Origin of the sequence: Williamsia herbipolensis (genome assembly GCF_000964005.1) — a bacterium.
Lineage (GTDB): Bacteria > Actinomycetota > Actinomycetes > Mycobacteriales > Mycobacteriaceae > Williamsia_A > Williamsia_A herbipolensis.
This window is the reverse complement of the sequence record NZ_JXYP01000014.1, coordinates 305,148-325,204: the sequence shown is the minus strand read 5'-3', so window position 1 is coordinate 325,204 and position 20,057 is coordinate 305,148. Positions and strand designations below refer to the sequence as shown.

The 20,057-nt window shown below is 70.5% G+C and carries 21 protein-coding genes; 6 read left to right on the top strand and 15 right to left on the bottom strand.

Annotation, left to right across the window (positions count from 1 at the left end):
* Nucleotides 1-14: 14 nt before the first annotated feature.
* The 4 genes from tatB to sigE form a co-directional block, all read right to left on the bottom strand.
* Entirely contained in the window at nt 15-530 is a 516-nt protein-coding gene (tatB, locus tag TU34_RS07420; RefSeq protein WP_045822166.1) for a Sec-independent protein translocase protein TatB, read from the bottom strand.
* 13 nt (nt 531-543) lie between these two features.
* Nucleotides 544-2,094, bottom strand: coding sequence for a S1C family serine protease (locus tag TU34_RS07415; RefSeq protein WP_082079973.1), 1,551 nt, complete (start codon nt 2,092-2,094; stop codon nt 544-546).
* A 28-nt stretch (nt 2,095-2,122) separates the two neighbouring features.
* Entirely contained in the window at nt 2,123-2,626 is a 504-nt protein-coding gene (locus tag TU34_RS07410; protein WP_275041737.1) for a hypothetical protein, read from the bottom strand.
* Between the two features lie 166 nt (nt 2,627-2,792).
* The gene (gene sigE, locus TU34_RS07405) at nt 2,793-3,455 is read right to left on the bottom strand and encodes an RNA polymerase sigma factor SigE (RefSeq protein ID WP_045822293.1); all 663 of its coding nucleotides are present in this window, start codon (nt 3,453-3,455) and stop codon (nt 2,793-2,795) included.
* 296 nt (nt 3,456-3,751) lie between these two features.
* On the opposite strand from sigE, the gene TU34_RS07400 reads away from it, so the two are divergent.
* Nucleotides 3,752-4,444: an O-methyltransferase gene (locus TU34_RS07400; RefSeq protein ID WP_045822163.1), complete on the top strand. Its 693-nt coding sequence runs from the start codon at nt 3,752-3,754 to the stop codon at nt 4,442-4,444.
* Nucleotides 4,445-4,469: 25 nt separating this feature from the next.
* Here TU34_RS07400 and TU34_RS07395 read toward each other — a convergent pair whose 3' ends face one another.
* The 4 genes from TU34_RS07395 to rfbD are packed head-to-tail and all read right to left on the bottom strand — an operon-like array spanning nt 4,470 to nt 8,289.
* Nucleotides 4,470-5,270 carry an SGNH/GDSL hydrolase family protein gene (locus TU34_RS07395; RefSeq protein ID WP_045822292.1) on the bottom strand — a complete coding sequence of 267 codons (801 nt, stop codon included), beginning with the start codon at nt 5,268-5,270 and terminating at the stop codon, nt 4,470-4,472.
* Nucleotides 5,271-5,281: 11 nt separating this feature from the next.
* Entirely contained in the window at nt 5,282-6,394 is a 1,113-nt protein-coding gene (manB, locus tag TU34_RS07390; protein ID WP_238981203.1) for a mannose-1-phosphate guanylyltransferase, read from the bottom strand.
* Nucleotides 6,395-7,309, bottom strand: a complete 915-nt coding sequence (locus TU34_RS07385; protein ID WP_203225420.1) for a glycosyltransferase family 2 protein — start codon at nt 7,307-7,309, stop codon at nt 6,395-6,397. It lies immediately after the preceding gene.
* A 47-nt stretch (nt 7,310-7,356) separates the two neighbouring features.
* Nucleotides 7,357-8,289, bottom strand: coding sequence for a dTDP-4-dehydrorhamnose reductase (gene rfbD / locus TU34_RS07380; RefSeq protein WP_045822161.1), 933 nt, complete (start codon nt 8,287-8,289; stop codon nt 7,357-7,359).
* Nucleotides 8,290-8,521: 232 nt separating this feature from the next.
* On the opposite strand from rfbD, the gene TU34_RS07375 reads away from it, so the two are divergent.
* Both TU34_RS07375 and TU34_RS07370 read left to right on the top strand, forming a co-directional pair.
* On the top strand, nt 8,522-10,246 hold the full coding sequence (locus TU34_RS07375) for an LCP family protein (RefSeq protein WP_238981202.1): 1,725 nt from the start codon (nt 8,522-8,524) through the stop codon (nt 10,244-10,246).
* A 67-nt stretch (nt 10,247-10,313) separates the two neighbouring features.
* Complete coding sequence (locus TU34_RS07370) at nt 10,314-11,045, top strand: TIGR03089 family protein (RefSeq protein WP_045822160.1); 732 nt, start codon at nt 10,314-10,316, stop codon at nt 11,043-11,045.
* A 37-nt stretch (nt 11,046-11,082) separates the two neighbouring features.
* Here TU34_RS07370 and TU34_RS07365 read toward each other — a convergent pair whose 3' ends face one another.
* The gene (locus TU34_RS07365; RefSeq protein WP_045822159.1) at nt 11,083-12,243 is read right to left on the bottom strand and encodes an acyl-CoA dehydrogenase; all 1,161 of its coding nucleotides are present in this window, start codon (nt 12,241-12,243) and stop codon (nt 11,083-11,085) included.
* A 145-nt stretch (nt 12,244-12,388) separates the two neighbouring features.
* On the opposite strand from TU34_RS07365, the gene TU34_RS07360 reads away from it, so the two are divergent.
* Nucleotides 12,389-13,213: a dienelactone hydrolase family protein gene (locus TU34_RS07360; protein ID WP_045822158.1), complete on the top strand. Its 825-nt coding sequence runs from the start codon at nt 12,389-12,391 to the stop codon at nt 13,211-13,213.
* A gap of 7 nt (nt 13,214-13,220) precedes the next feature.
* Here TU34_RS07360 and purE read toward each other — a convergent pair whose 3' ends face one another.
* Together purE and TU34_RS07350 are read right to left on the bottom strand one after the other, a co-directional pair.
* Nucleotides 13,221-13,778, bottom strand: a complete 558-nt coding sequence (gene purE / locus TU34_RS07355; RefSeq protein ID WP_045822157.1) for a 5-(carboxyamino)imidazole ribonucleotide mutase — start codon at nt 13,776-13,778, stop codon at nt 13,221-13,223.
* The gene (locus tag TU34_RS07350) at nt 13,771-15,027 is read right to left on the bottom strand and encodes a 5-(carboxyamino)imidazole ribonucleotide synthase (RefSeq protein WP_420835164.1); all 1,257 of its coding nucleotides are present in this window, start codon (nt 15,025-15,027) and stop codon (nt 13,771-13,773) included. Before TU34_RS07350 ends, purE begins: the two co-directional genes overlap by 8 nt.
* Before the next feature lie 129 nt (nt 15,028-15,156).
* On the opposite strand from TU34_RS07350, the gene TU34_RS07345 reads away from it, so the two are divergent.
* The gene (locus TU34_RS07345; RefSeq protein WP_045822155.1) at nt 15,157-15,723 is read left to right on the top strand and encodes a GtrA family protein; all 567 of its coding nucleotides are present in this window, start codon (nt 15,157-15,159) and stop codon (nt 15,721-15,723) included.
* A gap of 13 nt (nt 15,724-15,736) precedes the next feature.
* Here the strand turns inward: TU34_RS07345 and TU34_RS07340 are convergent, their stop codons facing one another.
* From TU34_RS07340 to TU34_RS07330, 3 genes are read right to left on the bottom strand one after another with little or no spacing between them, the layout of a single operon-like run.
* Nucleotides 15,737-17,053, bottom strand: coding sequence for a sensor histidine kinase (locus TU34_RS07340; RefSeq protein WP_045822154.1), 1,317 nt, complete (start codon nt 17,051-17,053; stop codon nt 15,737-15,739).
* Nucleotides 17,054-17,084: 31 nt separating this feature from the next.
* Nucleotides 17,085-17,762: a response regulator transcription factor gene (locus TU34_RS07335; protein WP_045822153.1), complete on the bottom strand. Its 678-nt coding sequence runs from the start codon at nt 17,760-17,762 to the stop codon at nt 17,085-17,087.
* 16 nt (nt 17,763-17,778) lie between these two features.
* Entirely contained in the window at nt 17,779-18,318 is a 540-nt protein-coding gene (locus TU34_RS07330; protein ID WP_045822152.1) for a PH domain-containing protein, read from the bottom strand.
* 181 nt (nt 18,319-18,499) lie between these two features.
* Here TU34_RS07330 and TU34_RS07325 point away from each other — a divergent pair, with 181 nt between their 5' ends.
* Nucleotides 18,500-19,171: a DUF6069 family protein gene (locus TU34_RS07325; RefSeq protein WP_045822151.1), complete on the top strand. Its 672-nt coding sequence runs from the start codon at nt 18,500-18,502 to the stop codon at nt 19,169-19,171.
* Here TU34_RS07325 and TU34_RS07320 read toward each other — a convergent pair whose 3' ends face one another.
* Nucleotides 19,172-20,005 carry a biotin--[acetyl-CoA-carboxylase] ligase gene (locus TU34_RS07320; RefSeq protein WP_052688802.1) on the bottom strand — a complete coding sequence of 278 codons (834 nt, stop codon included), beginning with the start codon at nt 20,003-20,005 and terminating at the stop codon, nt 19,172-19,174. It abuts the gene before it with no gap.
* Nucleotides 20,006-20,057 lie beyond the last annotated feature (52 nt).

The window sequence follows — 20,057 nt, the reverse complement described above, 5'->3', positions numbered from 1 at the left end:
CGGAGTCCGGACGGCTAGGTCGCGTCCCAGTCGACGACCGAGCGCTTCGTGGGCTGATCGGGCGTCGTCGGCGTGCGTGGCGTCGGTTTCTCGGCGTCGGGTCTCGCCGCCTTCGACAGGTCCGGCGAGGTCTTCTTGGTGAGCGACGGACCGGGACCATCGGTCGTCAGTGCGGGCGCCGGGGTCGGGTTGATCTCGGGCATGGGCGCCGAGACGGGTTTGATCCGGGTGTCGTCATCGAAGTTGCCCGAGAAAAACGAGTCGTCGCCGTCGAGCAGATGCTTGGTGATCAGCGACCGCGGCGTCATCCCCCGCAGCTCGTTGAGCTCGGCCAGCGGTTTGCGGAAATCCTCGAAATCGGGTCCGAGGTCGTCCTTGAGCTGGTTGGTCGCCCCGGCCGCGTACTCGCGCACCTGACGCAGCGACTTCATCGTCCAGCTGACGGCACCGGGCAACCGCTCGGGTCCGAGGATGACCAGACCGGCCACCAGGAGTACCAGGAGCTCGCCCCATCCGACACTGCTGAACACAGTTGCAGGCTACTCAGTCGGCCGCGGGCGTGATGGACGCGGTGAAGGTTCGACCGTCTCGCCAGTAGCTCAGCGGCACCGACTTGCCGATGGTCGAGGTCCGGACCGCGACCGTGAGCTCGTCGGCACCGTCGATGGGACGGTTGTCGAACTCGGTGATGACGTCGCCCTCGCGCAGACCCGCACCCGCCGCCGGGGAGCCACCGACGATGTTGCCGATACGCGCGCCGAGGACCTTGTCGTTGCGCACGGAGCTGGCGCTGACACCTATCTGGGCGTGGGTGACCTTGCCGTCGCGGATGAGCGCCTGCGCCACCGTGCGCGCCTCGTCGATCGGGATCGCGAAGCCGAGACCGATGGAACCGCCACCGGGCACGAGACCCGCGGTGTTGATCCCGACGACCCGCGCGTTGTCGTCGACGAGCGGACCACCGGAGTTGCCAGGGTTGATGGCGGCGTCGGTCTGGATGCCGTCGATCACCGCGTCGGTGTCGGACGTGTCGTCCGGGCGGAGCGGTACCGCGCGATGCGTCGCGCTCACGATCCCGCTCGTGACGGTGCGGTCGAGACCCAGCGGCGAACCGAACGCGATGACCTCTTGGCCGATCTCGAGATCCGCGGAGTTCCCCAGAGATGCGACCGTCAGGTTGTCGACGCCGTCGACCTTGAGAACCGCGAGGTCGGTCCGGATGTCGCGACCGACGATGCGGGCCGGGACCCGCTGACGGTCGAAGAACGTCACCTCGAGCGACGCGCGCTCGGTCGCGGCCTGGGAGATGACGTGGTTGTTGGTGACGATGTAACCGGACTTGTCGAGGACGACCCCGGAACCGGTGCCGATCGAGTTCGCGGTCCGGACGTTGATCGCGACCACCGCCCTCTCCACCGCCTGTGCGACCTGCGCGACACGTCCGCCGCCGGCGCGCGGGGCGTTGTCGCCGTTGCCGAGGGAGACCGTGCTCGAGTGCAGGGGCGGCACGACCTCGGCGGTCAGGCGACCGAACAGGCCGCCGACCAGACCGACCGCCAGGGCGACGACGGCGAGGATCGCCAACGCCCGCCAGCTGACGATGCGGTCGAAGAGCAGTTCGCGGACGCCGAGCTTCGCGCCGGGCAACACCGGGGTGGGCGCCGGTGCGGCGGCCAGCGCCGGTGCGTCGAGACCGGCCACGCTCGCCGGATCACGCCAGGGGTCGGGGGGCGTCGACGGCGTGACGGTCTCGCCGTAGCGCGAGTCGGGATCACGCTGCACGGCCTCATCGGCGCCGGGTGGACGGGAGAACGCTTCCCGCAGAACGGGATCGGGTGCACCGACCACCGGCTGCACGGCCCGGGCGCGCTGATGTTCGGGGGCGGCGAACGAACCGTCGACACCCGCGGGACGACCGAACACCGCAGCGGTCTGCGGCGACACCGGCGAGTGGCGGCCCTGACGCGGACCCGCGCCCGGATCGGTTTTCGACGTGTTCACCGGGGAGGACGTCTCCGGCTGGCCGGACGAGGACGTCTCCGACTGGCCAAGCGAGGACGTCTCCGACGTGTCGTCGGGTGGGGGCGGGGTCATCGCGTGATGCCCTCGGCCGTGGCCGGGATCACCGATGGCGCCAACGGCTCGGACGATGCACGGGGAAGCCGGGAGCCGACAGCGGTCCACCGCGATCGGGGTTGCGGCGATCGGTGTCGCGCGAACGCTCCAGGGCGCTGCGCAGATCGATCTCCCGGCTCGGGATGTCGGCCAGGGCACCCAACAGACCCAGGGGCATGGTGATGTCCGCGCAGCCGCGCAGGGCGGTACGTGCCGCGGCCTGCGCGTCGACCTCGGCGGCGCACTCGGCACAGGCGGCGATGTGACGAGCGGCGCGCAGGTGCGCGTTCATGCGCAGTTCGCCGTCGACGTAGGCGGCGACGGCCTCGGTGGCGAGATGGTCGGTGGGGGCGAACGAACGCCCTCCGGCCGAACCGGGCGCACGGTAGTCGGTGTTCGGCGACAGCGACGACGATGCCGGACGCCGAGACGTCCGGCGTTCACGAGAACCTGCGTCACGCTGATCTGCATCGTCAGGATCGGGGCCGAACGGACCTCGTAGCCGGTCCACGGTCATCACCCCTTCGAGTCGGCGGTCTCTCACGGTCGAAACCCGAGAGCGACGAGCCGCGGGCGTGCCCCACGATAGCGAAAGCTCTCGGCGGTGTCGTGTGTCCGGCACCGAGGGGACAACGATCACCGACCCCGCCGGGTTCCCGCCGGGCGGGCCGCCGGGATCAGATCGAGGTGGTGACCGAGCGGCTGCTGGTGTGGCCGTTGGCGGCGAGGTGGTCGCGGATGGCCTGCCGACCGCGGTGGATGCGACTGCGCACCGTGCCCAGCTTCACCCCGAGCGTCGTCGCGATCTCCTCGTACGACAGACCCTCGATGTCACACAGGACGACCGCGGCACGGAACTCCGGCGCCAAGGCGTCGAGAGCCTGCTGCAGATCGGGGTCGAGGTTCGCCTCGTCGTACGCGCGGCCCGGATCGGGCGCCGAACCGGGGACGCGCTCGTAGTCCTCGGGCAGCGCCTCCATACGGATCTTCGCGCGACGGCGGACCATGTCGAGGAACAGGTTGGTGGTGATGCGGTGCAGCCAGCCCTCGAACGTGCCGGGGCGGTAGTTCGACAGCGACCGGAAGACACGGATGAAGGTCTCCTGGGTCAGATCCTCTGCGTCGTGCTGATTGCCCGACAGGCGGTAGGCGAGGCGGTAGACGCGGTCGGCGTGCTCGCGGACCAACTCGTCCCACGACGGCATGAGCGCACCGTCACCGGTCTCGTCGAACCGCGCGGTGCCCGATCGCTCCCCCGCGACGGACTCGGTGGACGCGACGGTCTCGGCCGTGGCCTGCGTGTGGTCTGCGATGTCGGCGGATCGGGGGGTGTCGATCATGTGCGCGGCTCCACTTCCTCTCGGGGTCGACGCGCGGGATGTCATCTCTGCCAGGAGAACCTCGTCATGGTCCGGGATGTTCCCGAACCGACGCGGTCCGCGGTGTCCCGCGGTGACGATCGCTGTGTCGTTGTCCATGACTCTGGTACATCGGGGTATGTGAGCCGTATGAGTGGCCTGAGCGTTGCCTGAGAGTCACGACGAGGCCCCGTCGCGGCACCGACCGTCCGTCGCCGCCACGCGCAGACGACCCCGACCTGGCCGATCGAGCGACCCGTGACGGTTAACCTGTCTGCGTGTCCGACACCCCCGGTGACCAGCCGACCGACCCGCCGACCCGCGACCCCGGCCATGAATCGCTCCGCGAGTACGCCGAATCGGCGATCGCCGAGGACGACACCCTCCTCGCCGCGAGAGAACGCGCCCACGAACTCGGTGCGGCCGCCGTCTCCCCCGCCGTCGGTGCGACTCTCTGCCTGCTGACCCGGCTGACCGATGCCCGCAACGTGGTCGAGATCGGTACCGGTGCCGGTGTGAGTGGTCTCTGGTTGCTCGCCGGGATGCGGGCCGACGGGGTGCTCACCACCATCGATCCCGACTCCGAGCACCAGCGTGCCGCCAGGGTGGCCTTCGCCGCCGCCGGCGTCGCCTCGTCGCGGACCCGCCTGATCAACGGTCGCGCCGCCGACGTCCTGCCGCGCCTCGCCGACGCGTCCTACGACGTGGTGTTCGTCGACGGCGCCGTCATCGACCAACCGCGCTACGTCACCGAGGGGCTCCGACTCCTGCGACCCGGCGGCGTGTTGCTGGTGCACGACGCCACCGCCGACGGGCGGATCGCCGACCCGTCGCAGACCGACCCCGAGACCTCGGCCGCCCGCACCGCGGCCCTGATGATCTCCGAGGACGACGGTCTGCTGCCGGTCGTCATCCCGCTCGGCCGCGGTCTGCTCGCCGCCGCACGCACCGCCCCGACCGACGACGCATGACCGACGCCCGGGCGGGTCGCCACACCTAGGGCGTGGGCGCCAGCTCGGTGAGCTCGGGATACTTCGGCGTCATGTTGTCCCCGCGCGACCGACCCCGCAGGCGACGCCCGATCCACGGCGCCGCGGCCTGAGTCGCCCACTGTCGGTTGCCCTTCCGGCGCTGTGCGGCCGAGATCTCCTCCGCGGGACCGAAGGTGACGGGGACGAGATCGTGGGCCACGCCCAGGGATTCGAGCACGCAGATCGCCATCTGGTGGTGGCCGGCCGGCGACAGGTGCATCCGGTCGAACTCCCACATCCGCCGATCGGCGAACTCGCGCATCCGCCAGAAGTCGACCAGATGGACCCCGCGGCGATCGGCGATCTCGCGCAGTAGTTCGTTGTAGATCGCGAAACGTCCACGCAGCGCGGCGAAGAGCGGTCGGGCCGCGGTGTCGAACGCGGTGAACGTGAACACCAGTGCACCGGTGTCGGCCAGAGCCCCGATCGCGGAGTCGTATCGCGCCATGAGGTCGTCGATGTCGACCGACGGGCGGAGCAGATCGTTGACGCCCGCGCAGATCGCCACCAGATCGGGCGCCATATGCAGTGCGGGGTCGAGCTGATCGGCCACCACGGGACCGAGCAACTTCCCACGGATCGCGAGGTTCGCGTAGCGCAGCGGCTCGTCACCGCGACGCGCCGCACGACGTGCGAGAACCTCCGCGGTGCGGTCCGCCCACCCACGGACACCGTTGGGGCACAACGGTTCGTCGTCGCCGACCCCCTCGGGGAACGAGTCCCCCACGGCGACGAACCGGGTGACGGCTCGGTCCGGATCGATCATGGGTCGCGTCATCACACGTCGGTGGAGAACCGCACCCCACCGTCGGGGATCGTGACCCCCGGCCACACGCGTGCGCCACGCAGCAGTTCGCACCGCGCACCGATGTCGGCGCCGTCGCCGATGACCCCGTCGCGCACCAACGCCCGGGGACCGATACGGGCACCGAACCCGATGATGCTGCGCTCCACGACCGCTCCGGCCTCGATCACGGCGCCGTCGAAGACCACCGCACCGTCGAGTCGTGCGCGGGCACCGATCTCGGCTCCGCGCCCGACGACCGTGCCGCCGACGAGGACGGCGCCGGGTGCGACGCCGGCACCCTCGTGCACGAGGGACTCACCGCGCGGCCCCGACAACGCCGGCGACGGCGCGATGCCCCGCACCAGATCCGCCGAACCCTGCACGAAGTCCTCCGGGGTCCCCATGTCGCGCCAGTAGCCGGTGTCGACGTGGGCGTGGACGTGCCTGCCGTGCGCGAGCAGACCGGGGAACACCTCACGTTCGACCGAGACCGGTCGGCCGGCGTCGATCTCCTCGATCACCGACCGCTTGAAGACGTAGCACCCCGCGTTGATCTGATCGGTCGGCGGATCCTGCGTCTTCTCCAGGAACGCCGTCACGCGACCGTCGTCGTCGGTCGGGACACACCCGAACGCGCGCGGATCGCCGACACGCACCAGGTGGATCGTGACGTCGGCACCCGACGAGTGATGGGTGTCGAGCACCGCACGGACGTCGGTGCCGCCCAACACATCCCCGTTGAAGACGAGGATCGTGTCCGCGGTCAGCTCGGGGAGCACGTTGCGAATCGCCCCACCGGTGCCGAGGGGCTCGGTCTCGGTCACGTACGACAGACGCATGCCGAGCTTCGAGCCGTCACCGAAGTGTTCGGCGAACACCTCGGCCTTGAACGACGTACCGAGCACCACGTCGGTGATGCCCGCGGCACCGATCCGCGACAGCAGGTGGGTGAGAAACGGCATGCCGGCGGTGGGAAGCATCGGCTTGGGTGCCGACAGGGTGAGCGGCCGCAGGCGGGTTCCCTTGCCGCCCACCAGGATCACGGCCTGGACACTGCCATCAGGTGTGCCGGTGTGCGTGATGTCGCCATCGGTCGGTGCCACTCATGCCTCCATCGTGGGTGGTTGAACTGCGTTCACAGTAGGCGAGTCCGCGCGGTTTCTCGCGGCCCGGCGGGCCGAGGCCACCGCCACCTTCGACCGGACCCACAGGCCCGCACCGAGCCCCGCGCGCAACGGTGCCCACCGGGCGCCCGGATGGCGATCGGCCTGGAAGCGGTAGGCGCTCTGGTGGTGGGCGGGCAGCATCAGTTCGGGGTGTTCGCCGGCGACGTGCCCCTTGCGGTGGATCACCTCGGCGCTCGGCGCGTAGACATTGAGCCAGCCGGACCGCGCCAGACGGTCGCCGAGGTCGACGTCCTCCATGTACATGAAGTAGCGCGAGTCGAACCCGTCGATGGAGTCGAAAGCGGCGCGACGGAGCAGCAGGCACGATCCCGACAGCCACCCGACGGTCCGTTCGGCGATGTCGGCGTCCTGCTGGCGGTAGCCGGCGGTCCAGGGGTTGGACTTCCACACCTTGCCCAGGACGGCGTGCCCGGTTCCCGACACCAGGTCGGGGACGCGCCGGGCGGAGGGGTAGACGGTGCCGTCGGGTTCGCGGATCAGCGGGCCGATCGATCCGGCGCGCGGACGGCGGCGCGCGACGGCGAGGAGTTCGTCGATGGACCCCGGGGTCCATTCGACGTCGGGGTTGGCCACGATCACGAACTCGACCGCGGGGTCGACCTCGGCGACCGCGCGGTTCGCGGCACCGCCGTAGCCGATGTTGGCGCCGGTGTCGACGAGGGTGACGTTGTCGAACTCGCGTTCGGCGGCCTCGGGGGCGCCGTCGGTCGAACCGTTGTCGGCGATGATCACCCGGTGGTCGACGGTGGTCGCGGTGCGCAGGCTGCGGAGAAAGGCGGTGAGATGGTCCCCCGACGAGTAGGTCACGGTCACCACAGCCAGGTCAGTCACCGGGCAAGGGTAACCAACCGTCGCCGACCGACCGCCCGGGCGGGTTCTCACACACTCGGCCCGGCCACACCGTCTGCGGCCAGCGCCGCGGTGAGCCCGGCACGCCAGTCGCGCAGCGGCGGTAGCCCCGCGGCCGCCCATGACCGACCCGACAGAACCGAATAGGACGGGCGGGGCGCAGGGCGGGGGAACGCCGCGGTCGTCGTGGGGGCGACCCGCTGCGGATCGGCGCCCACCCCGGCGAACACCGCACGGGCGAGGTCGAACCACGAGCAGCTCCCGGCGTTGGTCGCGTGCAGGGTCGCGCCCGTGAGGTCGGGACGGTCGGCGAGCGCGAGCAACCCGGCCGCCAGATCGACGGCGTAGGTGGGTGATCCGACCTGGTCGTCGACCACCGACACCGTGTCGCGTTCGGCTTCGAGGCGGCGCATCGTGGCGACGAAATCGTTGCCGCCGAGTGCACCGGTGTAGACCCATGCCGTCCGCACGACGGTCGCGCGCGGGTCGATCCCGGCGACGGCGCGTTCACCGGCGAGCTTGGTGCGGCCGTAGACCGACGCCGGCTGCGCCTCGGGATCGAGGTCGCCGGGTTCCCACGGGACCCGCTGATCGCCCGCCGCATCGGGGAACACGTAGTCGGTGGAGAGATGGATCAGTCGCGCGCCGTGCCGCGCGGTCGCCCGCGCGAGGTTCGCCGGACCGATCTCGTTGCCGAGCCGGGCCGCCTCGACGTCGGTCTCGGCCGCGTCGACCGCGGTGTGGGCCGCACAGTTGACGACGACGTCGTCGGGGGTGAGGTCGCCGAGCGCGCGGTCCACGCGCGCGGCGTCGGCGATGTCGATCTCCGCGCGACCCAGGGCCACCGTTGCGGGTCCGGTGGCGAGCAGACGGCCGACCTGCCCGCCGGCACCGATCACGATGAGACGGCCGGGTCGAGTCCCCGCCTGTCCCTGCGTGTCCTGATCGTGTGTGTCGCTCATCACCGGTAGACCCCGTCCCCTCGTTCGACGCAACCCCACATCTCGCGACCGAGCGTATCGGCCGGTCACCGCCTCCACCGATCGACGCGTTCGCGCGAGTCCGGGGGAACGACGCCGACCGTGCGGCGTTGCGTTCCCCGGTTCGGGGTCCTCGGGGACGTACCGTGAGATCGGTTCCGTCCAGACCCGTCTGTCCCATCCGCCCCACCCGTCACGACATCGAGAGGCCCACGTGCAGCAGCCACCCGACGACCCCCGCGGTCGTCGTGCCGCCCCTCGGCGCGGTGGTCGGGCCGACGGGCCCCGCGCCCGCCCGGCTGCGTCACGGACCACGGCCCCGCGTGCCCCGAGCCCCCGCACCTCGACTGCCCAGTCCTCGATTCCCCAGTCCTCGATCCCCCGGACCCCACCTCCGGCTGCCGGTACGCCCGGCACCCGCACCGCCGCCCGACCCGCGGCGAAGGCATCCGGAGCCCGCAGACCCGTCGCGCCCACGCCGGACGCCGCCGCGGTGCGTCGCGGACCGATGGCCGGACGGCTGGCGATCGCGTTGGCGTCGGTCGCCGTCCTCGTCCTCACCGGGTACGCATGGAACGGCATCACCGACCTCGAGAACAACGTCACCCGGCTCGGCGGTCTGTCGCTGGGGTCGGGCCAGGACGGCGCCGTCGACATCCTCATGGTCGGCACCGACTCCCGCACCGATGCCCAGGGCAACCCGCTGTCGCCGGCCGAGGCCGCGAAGCTCCACGCGGGCGACGAGGTCGCCACCAACACCGACACCATCCTGCTGATCCGCATCCCCAACGACGGCTCGTCGGCGACGGCCATCTCGATCCCCCGTGACTCCTACGTCGACGTACCGGGTATCGGGATGAGCAAGATCAACGCCGCCTACGGGGCGACGAAGGAGGCACGCCGGGAGGCGCTCGTCGAGTCGGGCACCTCGCCCGAACAGGCCCAGACCGAATCGACCGCCGCCGGCCGCAAAGCGCTCATCGACACCGTCGCGAAGCTCACCGGGGTGCAGGTCGACCACTATGCCGAGGTCGGTCTGGTCGGGTTCGTCCTGCTCACCGACGCCGTCGGCGGCGTCGACGTGTGCCTCAAGAACCCGGTCGACGAACCGTTGTCGGGGGCGCGGTTCCGGGCCGGCAGGCAGGTCCTCGACGGCGCTCAGGCCCTGAGCTTCGTCCGCCAGCGTCACGACCTCCCCCGGGGCGACCTCGACCGCATCGTGCGGCAGCAGGTGTTCATGGCGTCGCTGGCCCAGAAGGTGCTCTCGGCGGGGACGCTCACCAACCCCGGCAAGCTGTCCGATCTCGAGCAGGCGGTGTCACGGTCGATCGTGATCGACGACAACTGGGACATCCTCAAGTTCGTCGAGCAGCTCAAGGACCTCAGCGGCGGCAAGGTGAAGTTCGCGACCATCCCGGTGACCGACGAGCAGGGATGGAGCGAGGACGGGCAGCAATCCGTCGTCACCGTCAACCCCGTCGCGGTGCAGCGGTGGACCAGCGCCCTGCTGACGAAACCCGCGCCCGGTCGCCTCGACCGGGCCGATTACACCGTCGACGTCGTCAACGCCGGTTCGGTGGACGGACTCGCCACGAACGTCTCCAACATCGCCACCAGCCGCGGGTTCCTGCGCGGCACCACGGGCAATGCCTCGAGCCCCGACGCCACCAGCGCGGTCATGACGTCGGAACGCAACGCCGCGGCGACCGACCTCGCCCGCCAGATGGGCGGCCTGCCGGTGCAGGTCGATCCGTCGATCCCCTCCGGACACCTCAAGCTGATGCTCACCGACGCCTACACCGGCCCGGGATCGATCACCGACACCGGCGCACAGCCGGGTAGCACCGACACCGCCGCGACACCGGCGGGGGTGACCTCGACCTCGACCACCACCCCACCGATCACGGCGTCTGGGTCGGGTCCGGCCTGCGTCAACTGACCTCTCCCCGACCCGGCCGGCGGCCCCGTCGCAGCCGACCCGGGCGCGTACCGACAGGATCATCGTCATGAGCACACGTCCTGCGCCCGATGTCGCCACCGTCACCGACGCGGTGTTCGGCCCGGCCCTGGCCACCGACCCCGCGAGCCCGCTGTTCACCTTCTACGACGATGCCTCCGGGGAACGGACCGAGCTGTCGACGCTGACCGCGGTGAACTGGGCGGCGAAGACGGCGAACTTCCTGCGCGACGAGATCGGCGTCGCACCCGGCGACCGGGTGGCCGTCGACCTGCCCGAGCACTGGCAGACGTTCACGATCCTGCTCGGCGCCTGGTGGGCCGGTGCCGAGGTGGTGCTCGGCAGCGATCCGTCGGTGTCGGTCGCGTTCTGCGCCCACGACCGCCTCGACGCGCACGCCGACGTCGACGAGGTCGTCGTGGCACCGCTCGACCCGTTCGCGCTCCCCGTCGCCGACCTCCCGATCGGCGTCACCGACTTCGGGTCGGGGGTGCGGGTGCACGGCGACCAGTTCGCACCGATCGTGGGCGGTCCCGCCGCGCTGGACGGCCGCACCGTCTCCGAGATCGTCACCGCCGCGACCGCCCGGGCGGCGGCCGACACCATCACCGCGGGTTCCCGCGTGATGTCGACCTGCCGCTGGGACACCGCCGACGGCCTCATACGCGGCGTGCTCGCGACACCTGTCGTCGGCGGGAGCCTGGTCCACGTCTCCCACGCCGACGCCCATGCGATGGCGGGGCGTGTCGACACGGAAAAGGCGACCGTCTCACTGTCGTGAGGCGGCCGCCCGTGTCCGTCGTGGGCTGCGGCGGAGGTCAGCGCAGCAGCGCGCGCGACATCACGACCCGCTGGATCTGGTTCGTGCCCTCGTAGATCTGCGTGATCTTGGCGTCGCGCATCATCCGCTCCACCGGGAAGTCACGCGTGTAACCCGCGCCGCCGAACAGCTGCACCGCGTCGGTGGTGACCGACATCGCGACATCGGAGGCGAAGCACTTCGAGGCCGAGGAGATGAAGCCGAGGTTGGGCTCGCCGCGTTCAGCGCGCGCCGCGGAGGTGTAGACCATGAGTCGCGCGGCCTCCACCTTCATCGCCATGTCGGCGATCATGAACTCGACGCCCTGGAACTGCGAGATCGTCTTGCCGAACTGCTTGCGCTCCTTGACGTACTCGATGGTCTTGTCGAGCGCGCCCTGCGCGATGCCGACCGCCTGCGCGCCGATCGTGGGACGGGTGTGGTCGAGGGTCTGCAACGCGGTCTTGAACCCGGTGCCCTCCTCGCCGATGAGGCGATCGGCGGGGATCTCACAGTTCTCGAAGTAGAGCTCCGCGGTGGGCGAGCCCTTGATACCGAGCTTGCGCTCGTAGCCACCGGTCGAGAAACCCGGATCGTCCTTGTGCACCATGAACGCCGAGATGCCGTTCGAGCCCTGCTCGGGATCGGTCACGGCCATGACGGTGTACCAGGTCGACTTGCCGCCGTTGGTGATCCACGCCTTGCCGCCGTTGAGGACCCAGCCCTCGGAGGTCTTCTTGGCCCGGGTCCGCATGGAGGCGGCGTCGGAACCGGCCTCACGCTCGGACAGGCCGTAGGAGGCGAGCAGACCACCGGAGGCGATGTCGGGCAGGACCTGCTTCTTGAGTTCGTCGGATCCGCTGAGGATCAGGCCCATCGTGCCGAGCTTGTTGACCGCGGGGATCAGCGAGGCCGACGCGTCGACGCGGGCGACCTCCTCGATCACGATGCAGGCGGCGACCGAATCGCCACCCTGTCCCTCGAACTCCTCGGGGACGTGGATCGCGTTGAAGCCCGATGCGTTGAGGGCATCGAGGGCCTCCTGCGGGAAGCGGGAGTTCTCGTCGACGTCGGCCGCGTGCGGCTCGATCTCCTTCTCCGACAACGCGCGGATGGCCTCGCGCAGCGCCTCGTGCTCCTCCGGCAGCGCGAAGAGGTCGAAATCTGGGTTGCCGGACATGTCGCGTCTCCTCAAATGTGATGTTTCACCTCCCATGCTAACCCTCGACCCGACGAGTGTTACCGGGCGGTAACCGGCGCGACGCTGGTGTGACGGCACGCACTCTGCGACGCTTGCGCCATGCCGACAGCCCCCGGAGGACCCCGTGACGAATGACTCCCTCGCCGACTTCGACCGCATCGAGTTCTCCGCCGAGGGACGCACCGCACCGGTGTACCGACTCGGCACGGGGCCCGCGGTGATCGTCATCTCCGAGATGCCGGGCATCACCCCCGCGGTCGCGGGGTTCGCGCGCACCGTGGCCGGGGTGGGACTGACCGCGGTCATGCCGCACCTGTTCGGCGTCGACGGCAAGGACCCCCTCGACGCGCGCATCCCTGCACTCGGGGCGGTGTCGACGATCGCCCGCGCCATCGTCCCGGCCTGCATCAGCCGCGAGTTCACGGTGCTGGCGACCGGCAAGTCGTCACCGGTGGTGCGGTGGCTGCGCGCCCTTGGTGCGGCCGAGCACGAGCGCTGCGGCGGTCCCGGCATCGGCGCGGTCGGCATGTGTTTCACCGGAGGGTTCGCGCTCGCCATGGCCGCCGACGACCGCCTCATCGCGCCGGTGCTGTCGCAGCCGTCGTTGCCGTTCGGCGTCAGCCGGAGTCGCACCCACAACATCGACATCTCCCCCGCCGACCTCGCCACGGTCAAGAACCGCTGCGCCACCGGCGATCTCGGCGTGCTGGGACTGCGGTTCGCGGGCGATCGCGCCTGCCCTCCCGCGCGCTTCCGGTGGCTCGCCGAACAACTCGGCGACGCGTTCACCGCGATCGAGATCCCCGACGACGCGGCGAACCCCGACTCACTGGCCCCGCCGCACTCGGTGCTCACCGAGCATCTCGTCGACGCTCCGGGAGAACCGACGCGTGCGGCTCTCGACGAGGTGCTCGATCTCTTCCGACGGCGACTGCTGCCCACCGGGTAGCGCGGCGTCAGTCGCCGATGAGGGTGCGGCGCAACGCCGCGTCCTTCTCGAGGACCATCCGTTCGAGGTTGCGCTGGAACGCCTGCATCCGGGCCAGCAGGACCGGGTCGGCGGTGGCGATGATCCGCACCGCCAGCAGCCCCGCGTTGCGGGCCCCACCGATCGACACCGTCGCCACCGGCACCCCGGCGGGCATCTGCACGATCGACAGCAGCGAGTCCATGCCGTCGAGATACTTCAGCGGCACGGGGACACCGATCACCGGCAGCGGCGTGGCCGAGGCCACCATTCCCGGCAGGTGCGCAGCGCCGCCGGCACCGGCGATGATCACCGAGATGCCGCGGTCGGCGGCCCCGGCGGCGTAGTCGAGCATGCGCTGCGGGGTGCGGTGCGCCGAGACGACACCCACCTCGAACGGCACCTCGAACTCGGCGAGCGCCTCGGCGGCGGCCTCCATCGTCGGCCAGTCGGAATCGCTGCCCATGATGAGGCCCACACGGGGACCCGAGGGACTCGTGCCGGCCGGATCGGGGGCGATCGGATCGGGTCGCGTCGCATCATCCATCGTGTTCATCCCACCCGTCGGTCCACACCGCGGTCGACATCCAGTGCGCCGCCCGCTCGGCGCGTTCGCGCACGGTCGCGACATCGTCGCCGGGTGCACCGACGATGTTCACGTGACCGATCTTGCGTTCGGGCCGTTCACCTTTCGCGTACAGGTGCACGCGGGCGTCGGGCATCCGGGCCATCAGGTGGTGGCACCGCTCGTCCATCGACATCGCCGGCGCCGAGTCGGCGCCGAGGATGTTGGCCATCACGGTGACCTCCGCACGGGCGCGGGTGTCCCCCAGCGGATAGTCGAGTACCGCACGCAGGTGCTGCTCGAACTGCCCGGTGACCGCCCCGTCCATCGACCAGTGACCGCTGTTGTGCGGACGCATCGCGAGCTCGTTGATCGACAGCCGGCCGTCCTGTGTCTCGAACAACTCGACCGCCATCACCCCGACGACGCCGAGCTCGTTCGCCAGTCGCAGCGCGATCGTCTGCGCCTGGGTGGCGAGCTCGTCGGAGAGATCCGGTGCGGGGGCGATCACGACCGCACACTGCCCGTTGCGCTGCACGGTCTCCACCACCGGCCACACCGCGCCCTGACCGAACGGCGAGCGCGCCACCATCGCCGACAGTTCGCGGCGCATCGCGACCCGGGCCTCGGCCAGCAAGGGCGTGCCGTCGGCGACCGATCGTGTCAGCACCGCGACGGCGTCGTCGAGATCGTCGGGCATCCACACGCCGCGACCGTCGTACCCGCCGCGGATCGCCTTGAGCACGACGCGCCCGTCGTGGCGGGCGAAGAAGCCGCGCAGCGTCGCCTCGGCGTCGGGGCCGTCGAGGTCGACGAAGTCGGGAACCGGCAGCCCCATCTCCGACAGTCTGCGGCGCATCACGGACTTGTCCTGCGCATGGACGAGCGCCTCGGGCGGCGGCAGCACGTTCACGCCCTCGGCCACCAGCGCGTGCAGGAGGTCGGTCGGGACCCCCTCGTGATCGAAGGTGACCGCGACCGCGCCCGCGGCCACCCGTCGCAGGTCGTCGAGGTCGTCGTGGGAGCCGAGCACGACGTCGGGGGTGACGAGTGCCGCGGGTTCGTCAGCCGAGGCCGCCAACACCCGGAGCCGCTGCCCCAGCGCGATCGCGGCCTGGTGCGTCATCCGCGCGAGCTGCCCACCGCCGATCATCGCCACCGTCGGCAACGCGCCCGGCCCGCTCGCGACGGCGCGCGGCGCTGTGTTCTGACCCGTCGACTCTTGGCTCACGGCTGACCATGGTGTCACGCCCGACCCGCTCCGCGATGACGCACCGCCGTCGGGTGGGTCACCCACCGACCCCGCAGTTCACCGCCACGATGACAATGTTTCGCCGATCGTTTCGTAGACTCGTGACTTGTGTCGACTATCGACGGGCTCATTGCCCGTACCCCGGCGCCGATCCGGCGACTGGCGCTCCGCCACCACGAACTGATCAAGTTCGCGATGGTCGGTGGCACCACGATGGTCTTCGACATGGCCATCTTCTACTCGTTGAGCCTCACCATCCTCGAGCAGAAGCCCGTGATCGCGAAGGTCATCTCGGGCACGCTCGCGACCCTGCTGAGCTACGTCCTCAACCGGGAGTGGGCGTTCAAGAACCGCGGCGGCCGCGAGACCCACCACGAGGCGCTGCTGTTCTTCGTGATCAGCGGAATGGGTGTGGTCCTGCAGGCCGCGCCCCTGTTCATCGCCAACAACCTGTTCGACGTCCGCAACCACGCGAGCGTCGCCGCGCTCGTGGTCATCGACTTCATCCTCGGATACGTCATCGGCAACGTCCTGCAGATGGTGTTCCGGTTCTGGGCGCTGCGGAAGTTCGCGTTCCCCGAGACACAGGGCAACGAGGACACCGAGGTCGAAGCCCTCGCCACCGGTCAGGTCACCATCGGCGACGCCGACCCCGACTCGCTCGGCCGTCGCTGACGGCTAAGACGCCTCAGCGTGGCTCGCGGACGGCCACCGCCACCCGATCACGCGGACCGGTGAGCGGCCCGCCCTCGCCGGTCGGCACCACGATGCTGAACGTCGCCGGACGACGGGTCGTCAGCTCGAGTCGCCCGCCGTCGGCCTCGACCAACGCACGCGCCAGCGACAGCCCGACGCCGCTCGACCCGGCCGCGGAGTAGCCGCGCCGGAAGATCAGCTGCACGCGGTCGTCGGGGACGCCGGACCCCTCGTCACCCACCGCGACCCGCAACATGCCCGCCCCCACCAGTTCGGCGACCTCCACCCGACACACCCCGCCGCCGTGGCGCAGGGAGTTGTCGATGAGCACCGAGACCGCCTCGCGCAGCCGGCTCGGGGTCGCCCAGGCGGTGCTCTCGCCCGAATAGGTCACCTCCAGCTCACGCCCGGCCTGGTGGAACGACTCGGTGAAGTCCCGGACCAACGGATCGACGGTGCCGTGGACGTCGATCGGCCCCGTCGGCAGCACGGCGGAGTCGCGGGACACCGCGATCAGCTCGTCGAGTTCGCGATTGAGCCGCTCGACCTGCTCGTGTGCCGCCTCGGCCTCGTCGACGACATCGGGGTCGGGATGCAGCGAGAGCTCGTCGAGCCGCAGCTGGATCGCGGTGAGACGGCTCCGTAGCTGATGGGACACCTCGCCGACGATCTCGCCCTCGCGTTCGAGGCGCAGCGCGATCTCGCGGTTGGCGACCTCGAGCGCGCTCGACACACGGTCGAGTTCGACGATGCCGTGCGATTTCCACGCGGAGTGGAAGTCGCCCTGCGCCATGCTCGAGGCACGTTCGGCGAGTTCCTCGAGGGGGTCGGCGAGGCGTTTCGCGGTCACCGCCGCGACGACGGTGCCGGCCGCGACCGACGCGGTGAGGACCAGTGCGACCACGCCCACCGCGGTCCACTGATTGCCGCGCACCTGCGACAACGGGATCTCCATGGTGATCGCGCCGGCGTCGCCGAGGCTCACCGACTCGCTCACCGTCGCGCCGTCGAGGGTGTCGCCGATCGCGGTGCGGTCACTCTCGCCGGGCGCCGCCGGGTACTCCAGTTCCAGACGGCCGCCCGCGGGGAGCAGGAGACGGAACGGGGCGGTGTCGAGGGCCACGGCGTTCGGCCCGCCGTCGGATTCCTGGTCGATCAGCTCACCCGACACCCGCTTGAGCCGCTGGTCGAGATCCTGATGGGCGAGGTCGTCGACCCACCACCACGCGGTGAACATCAGCGGCAGCCCGAGCAGGAACCCGATGCCCATCACCATGGCGATCATCGACAGCAGGATCCGTCTGCGCACCGCGCGCCTCTTCTCGGTCGGTGATGGGGATTTAGTCGGGATCGAACCGGAAGCCGACACCGCGCACGGTGACGATCCGCTTGGTGCGACCGGCCTGATCGTCCCCGATCTTCCGCCGCAGCCACGACACGTGCATGTCCAGGGTCTTCGACGATCGCAGATCCGCAGATCCCCACACCTCGGTGAGGATCTCCTCACGGCTGACCACCTCGCCGCCCCGTTCCATCAGGAAGCGCAGCAGGTCGAACTCGCGGTTGGCCAGCGTCGCGTCCCTGCCGCCCACCAACACCCGCCGACCGCGGGCGTCGAGTTGGATGTCGCCGGCCTCGAGCACCAGGTCGACGCCCTGCTTGCGGCGCAGCAGCGCGCGCACCCGGGCCAGCAGCTCGGCGAGTCGGAACGGTTTGCCGACGTAGTCGTCGGCACCGGCGTCGAGGCCCACCACGAAGTCGACCTCGTCGGTGCGGGCGGTGAGCATGAGGACGGCGAGTTGCGGCCGCGCGGCGCGCACACGACGGCACACCTCGAGGCCGTCCATCTCGGGCAGCCCGAGATCGAGGACGAGCAGCTCGAACCGGTTGTCGCGGGCCCGTTCGAGCGCGTCGGGTCCGGTCGTCACGATCTCGCACCCGTACCCCTCGCGGGTGAGTGCACGGGCCAGGGGCCCGGCGATGGCCTCGTCGTCTTCGGCCAGCAATACGTCGGTCACGAGAACACGGTACGGATCAGCGCCGTCGACCGCCGTCGAACCCGTCCCCGGGCCGCGTGCCGGACTCGGGGTCGAACACCTCGTGGTAAAGCAGCGAATGGACCTTCTCGACCTGCGGGATGTCGTCGAACGACAACGGATCCTCCGACGCCGACTCGATGATCAGGGTCCCGGTGCGCAGCATCCGGTCGATCACGCCGTGTCGGAACTCGACGGAGTTGATCCGCTGCAACGGGATGTCGATGCCCGACCGCGTGAGGATCCCGTTGCGGAAGGTGACACGCCGGTCGGTCAGGACGAAGTGGGTGGTGCGCCAGGAGATCAGGGGTCGCAGGAAGAACCAGACGACCACCACCGCCCACACGACCGCGATCACGATCCACAGCACCGACCGTGTCGATCCGGAGAGATCACTCGAGGTGTAACCCGCGGCGACGCCCGCGAGCGCGGTTACCACCAGGAAGATCAGCGTGGGCAGGATCAGGCACTTCCAGTGCGGATGACGGTGCAGGACGACGTGCTCGCCGTCGGCGAGGATGTTCTCCGGGTACCCCATCGGTGCGCCTTTCGCCAGGTGTCCGCGCGGGTGCGGCGATGATGAGGCTAGCCCTAGATCGGACATCGCGGGCCCCGTGTCGCGGTGTCGGCGGGTGCCGACTCGCTACACTCGGGCGACGATCGCTCCGAACCGAACGCCGGTCCCGGCGGCGGGAACACACCCGAGCGGGAGGCGCCCGATGAGCCCACGACCCCAGTACCCGAACGAGCCCGACGACCCGCGCACGCGCGCGTACGGCCAGGCCGACCACGACCCGTACCGGGCCGATGCGTACCGCGGGGACTCCTACGGCAACACCTCCGCCTATGCGGCGGACTCCTACGCCGCGGGCTCGTACGGCAATGATCCGTATGCGCGCGACCGCTACGCCGATCCCCATCCGGCGCAGGCGAAGCGGGCCCGCGCGCCCCGACCGCCGCGGCGCGGACCGCAGATCAACACCGGGCTGTTCATCGGCGGCGTGCTGGCGACCGCGGTCGTCACCGCTCTCGCGGCGTGGTTGATCGCATGGATCATCCGGGTCATCAGCCAACGCATCACCGAGACCGGCAAGTTCGGGGTCTGGAACCCGGTGTCGCAGGACGAGTACTGGTTCGCCGTCGTCGGGGCGCTCTGCGCGCTGCTCGCCGGTGCGCTCTGGTACGTGCTGCAGCTGACCACGCCGTCGCCCGATCAGTTCTTCAGCTGGATCGTGGGCCTGCTGATCGCCGCCGCGGTCCTGCTTCCCCTGCTGCTGTCGCAGGAGTGGACCACCGGAATCGGCACCGCGATCATGCACCTCGTGATCGGACTGCCCATCCTGTTCCTCATCTCCGCGATGGGTTCGAAGAGCGTGGAGAGCTACCGCTGATCAGGTCAGCGGCCGCAGGTGGGTCACGTCGCCGGCGTTGACCGCGATCGCGGGCCCGCCGGACTCCGGCGTGATGACGATCCGGCCGGTCTCGTCGACGTCGGACGCCGTCCCGACCAGGGTCCTCGACTGCGGCAGGTCGACCCGCACCCGCGTCCCGAGCGTCCCGCACACCGCGCGATAGTCCTCGGCGAGCGCGGCGAGGTCGTGGGGCCATCGGGACAGTTCCCGCGCCATCGAGGCCAGGACCGCACCGGCCAACCGTGAACGGTCCACCGACGTGCCGGTGACGAGGTTCAACGACGTCGCCGTCGGGACGGGCAACGCGTCGGCCGACAGCCCGGTGTTGACGCCGATGCCGACCACCACCGATCTCCCGACCCCCGAGTCCTGGGGGCCATGCGCGAGTTCGGCGAGGATCCCCGACACCTTCAGGCCGTCGACGAGTACGTCGTTGGGCCATTTCACCTGCGAGGAGACACCGGTGACCTCGACGATCGCGGCGACCACCGCCACACCGGTGAGCAGCGGGATCCATCCCAGCGCGCCGGCCGCCGCCGGGCCGTGGGCGTCGACGACCATCGACATCGCCAGGTGGGTGCCCGGGACCGACACCCACCGACGCCCCTGCCGGCCCCGCCCGTCGACCTGCTCCTCGGCGATCAGCACCGCACCGACACAATCCTGCTCGGCGCAGCGGGCCACCAGGTCGGCGTTCGTCGACCCGGTGCGGTCCACCACCTCGATCGGACCCCACGACGGACCGGCGACCGCTTCGACGGCGTCGGGCCGCACCGGCTCGAACGGGACGGGTTCGGGAGGCGCCGCAGACATGCGATCACCCTAGGCCCGGCGGGTCCACGGGGGCGTCGCCGACCAAACATGA

Bases quoted from the DNA above. Each gene is read 5' to 3' on its own strand.
- TU34_RS07395 (WP_045822292.1), bottom strand. From the start codon at position 5,270: ATGATCGATCCGGACCGAGCCGTCACCCGGTTCGTCGCCGTGGGGGAC.
- TU34_RS07320 (WP_052688802.1), bottom strand. From the start codon at position 20,005: ATGTCTGCGGCGCCTCCCGAACCCGTCCCGTTCGAGCCGGTGCGGCCC.
- TU34_RS07415 (WP_082079973.1), bottom strand. From the start codon at position 2,094: ATGACCCCGCCCCCACCCGACGACACGTCGGAGACGTCCTCGCTTGGC.
- purE (WP_045822157.1), bottom strand. From the start codon at position 13,778: ATGGATGATGCGACGCGACCCGATCCGATCGCCCCCGATCCGGCCGGC.
- TU34_RS07370 (WP_045822160.1), top strand. From the start codon at position 10,314: ATGAGCACACGTCCTGCGCCCGATGTCGCCACCGTCACCGACGCGGTG.
- sigE (WP_045822293.1), bottom strand. From the start codon at position 3,455: ATGATCGACACCCCCCGATCCGCCGACATCGCAGACCACACGCAGGCC.
- TU34_RS07325 (WP_045822151.1), top strand. From the start codon at position 18,500: ATGAGCCCACGACCCCAGTACCCGAACGAGCCCGACGACCCGCGCACG.
- TU34_RS07365 (WP_045822159.1), bottom strand. From the start codon at position 12,243: ATGTCCGGCAACCCAGATTTCGACCTCTTCGCGCTGCCGGAGGAGCAC.
- rfbD (WP_045822161.1), bottom strand. From the start codon at position 8,289: ATGAGCGACACACACGATCAGGACACGCAGGGACAGGCGGGGACTCGA.
- TU34_RS07330 (WP_045822152.1), bottom strand. From the start codon at position 18,318: ATGGGGTACCCGGAGAACATCCTCGCCGACGGCGAGCACGTCGTCCTG.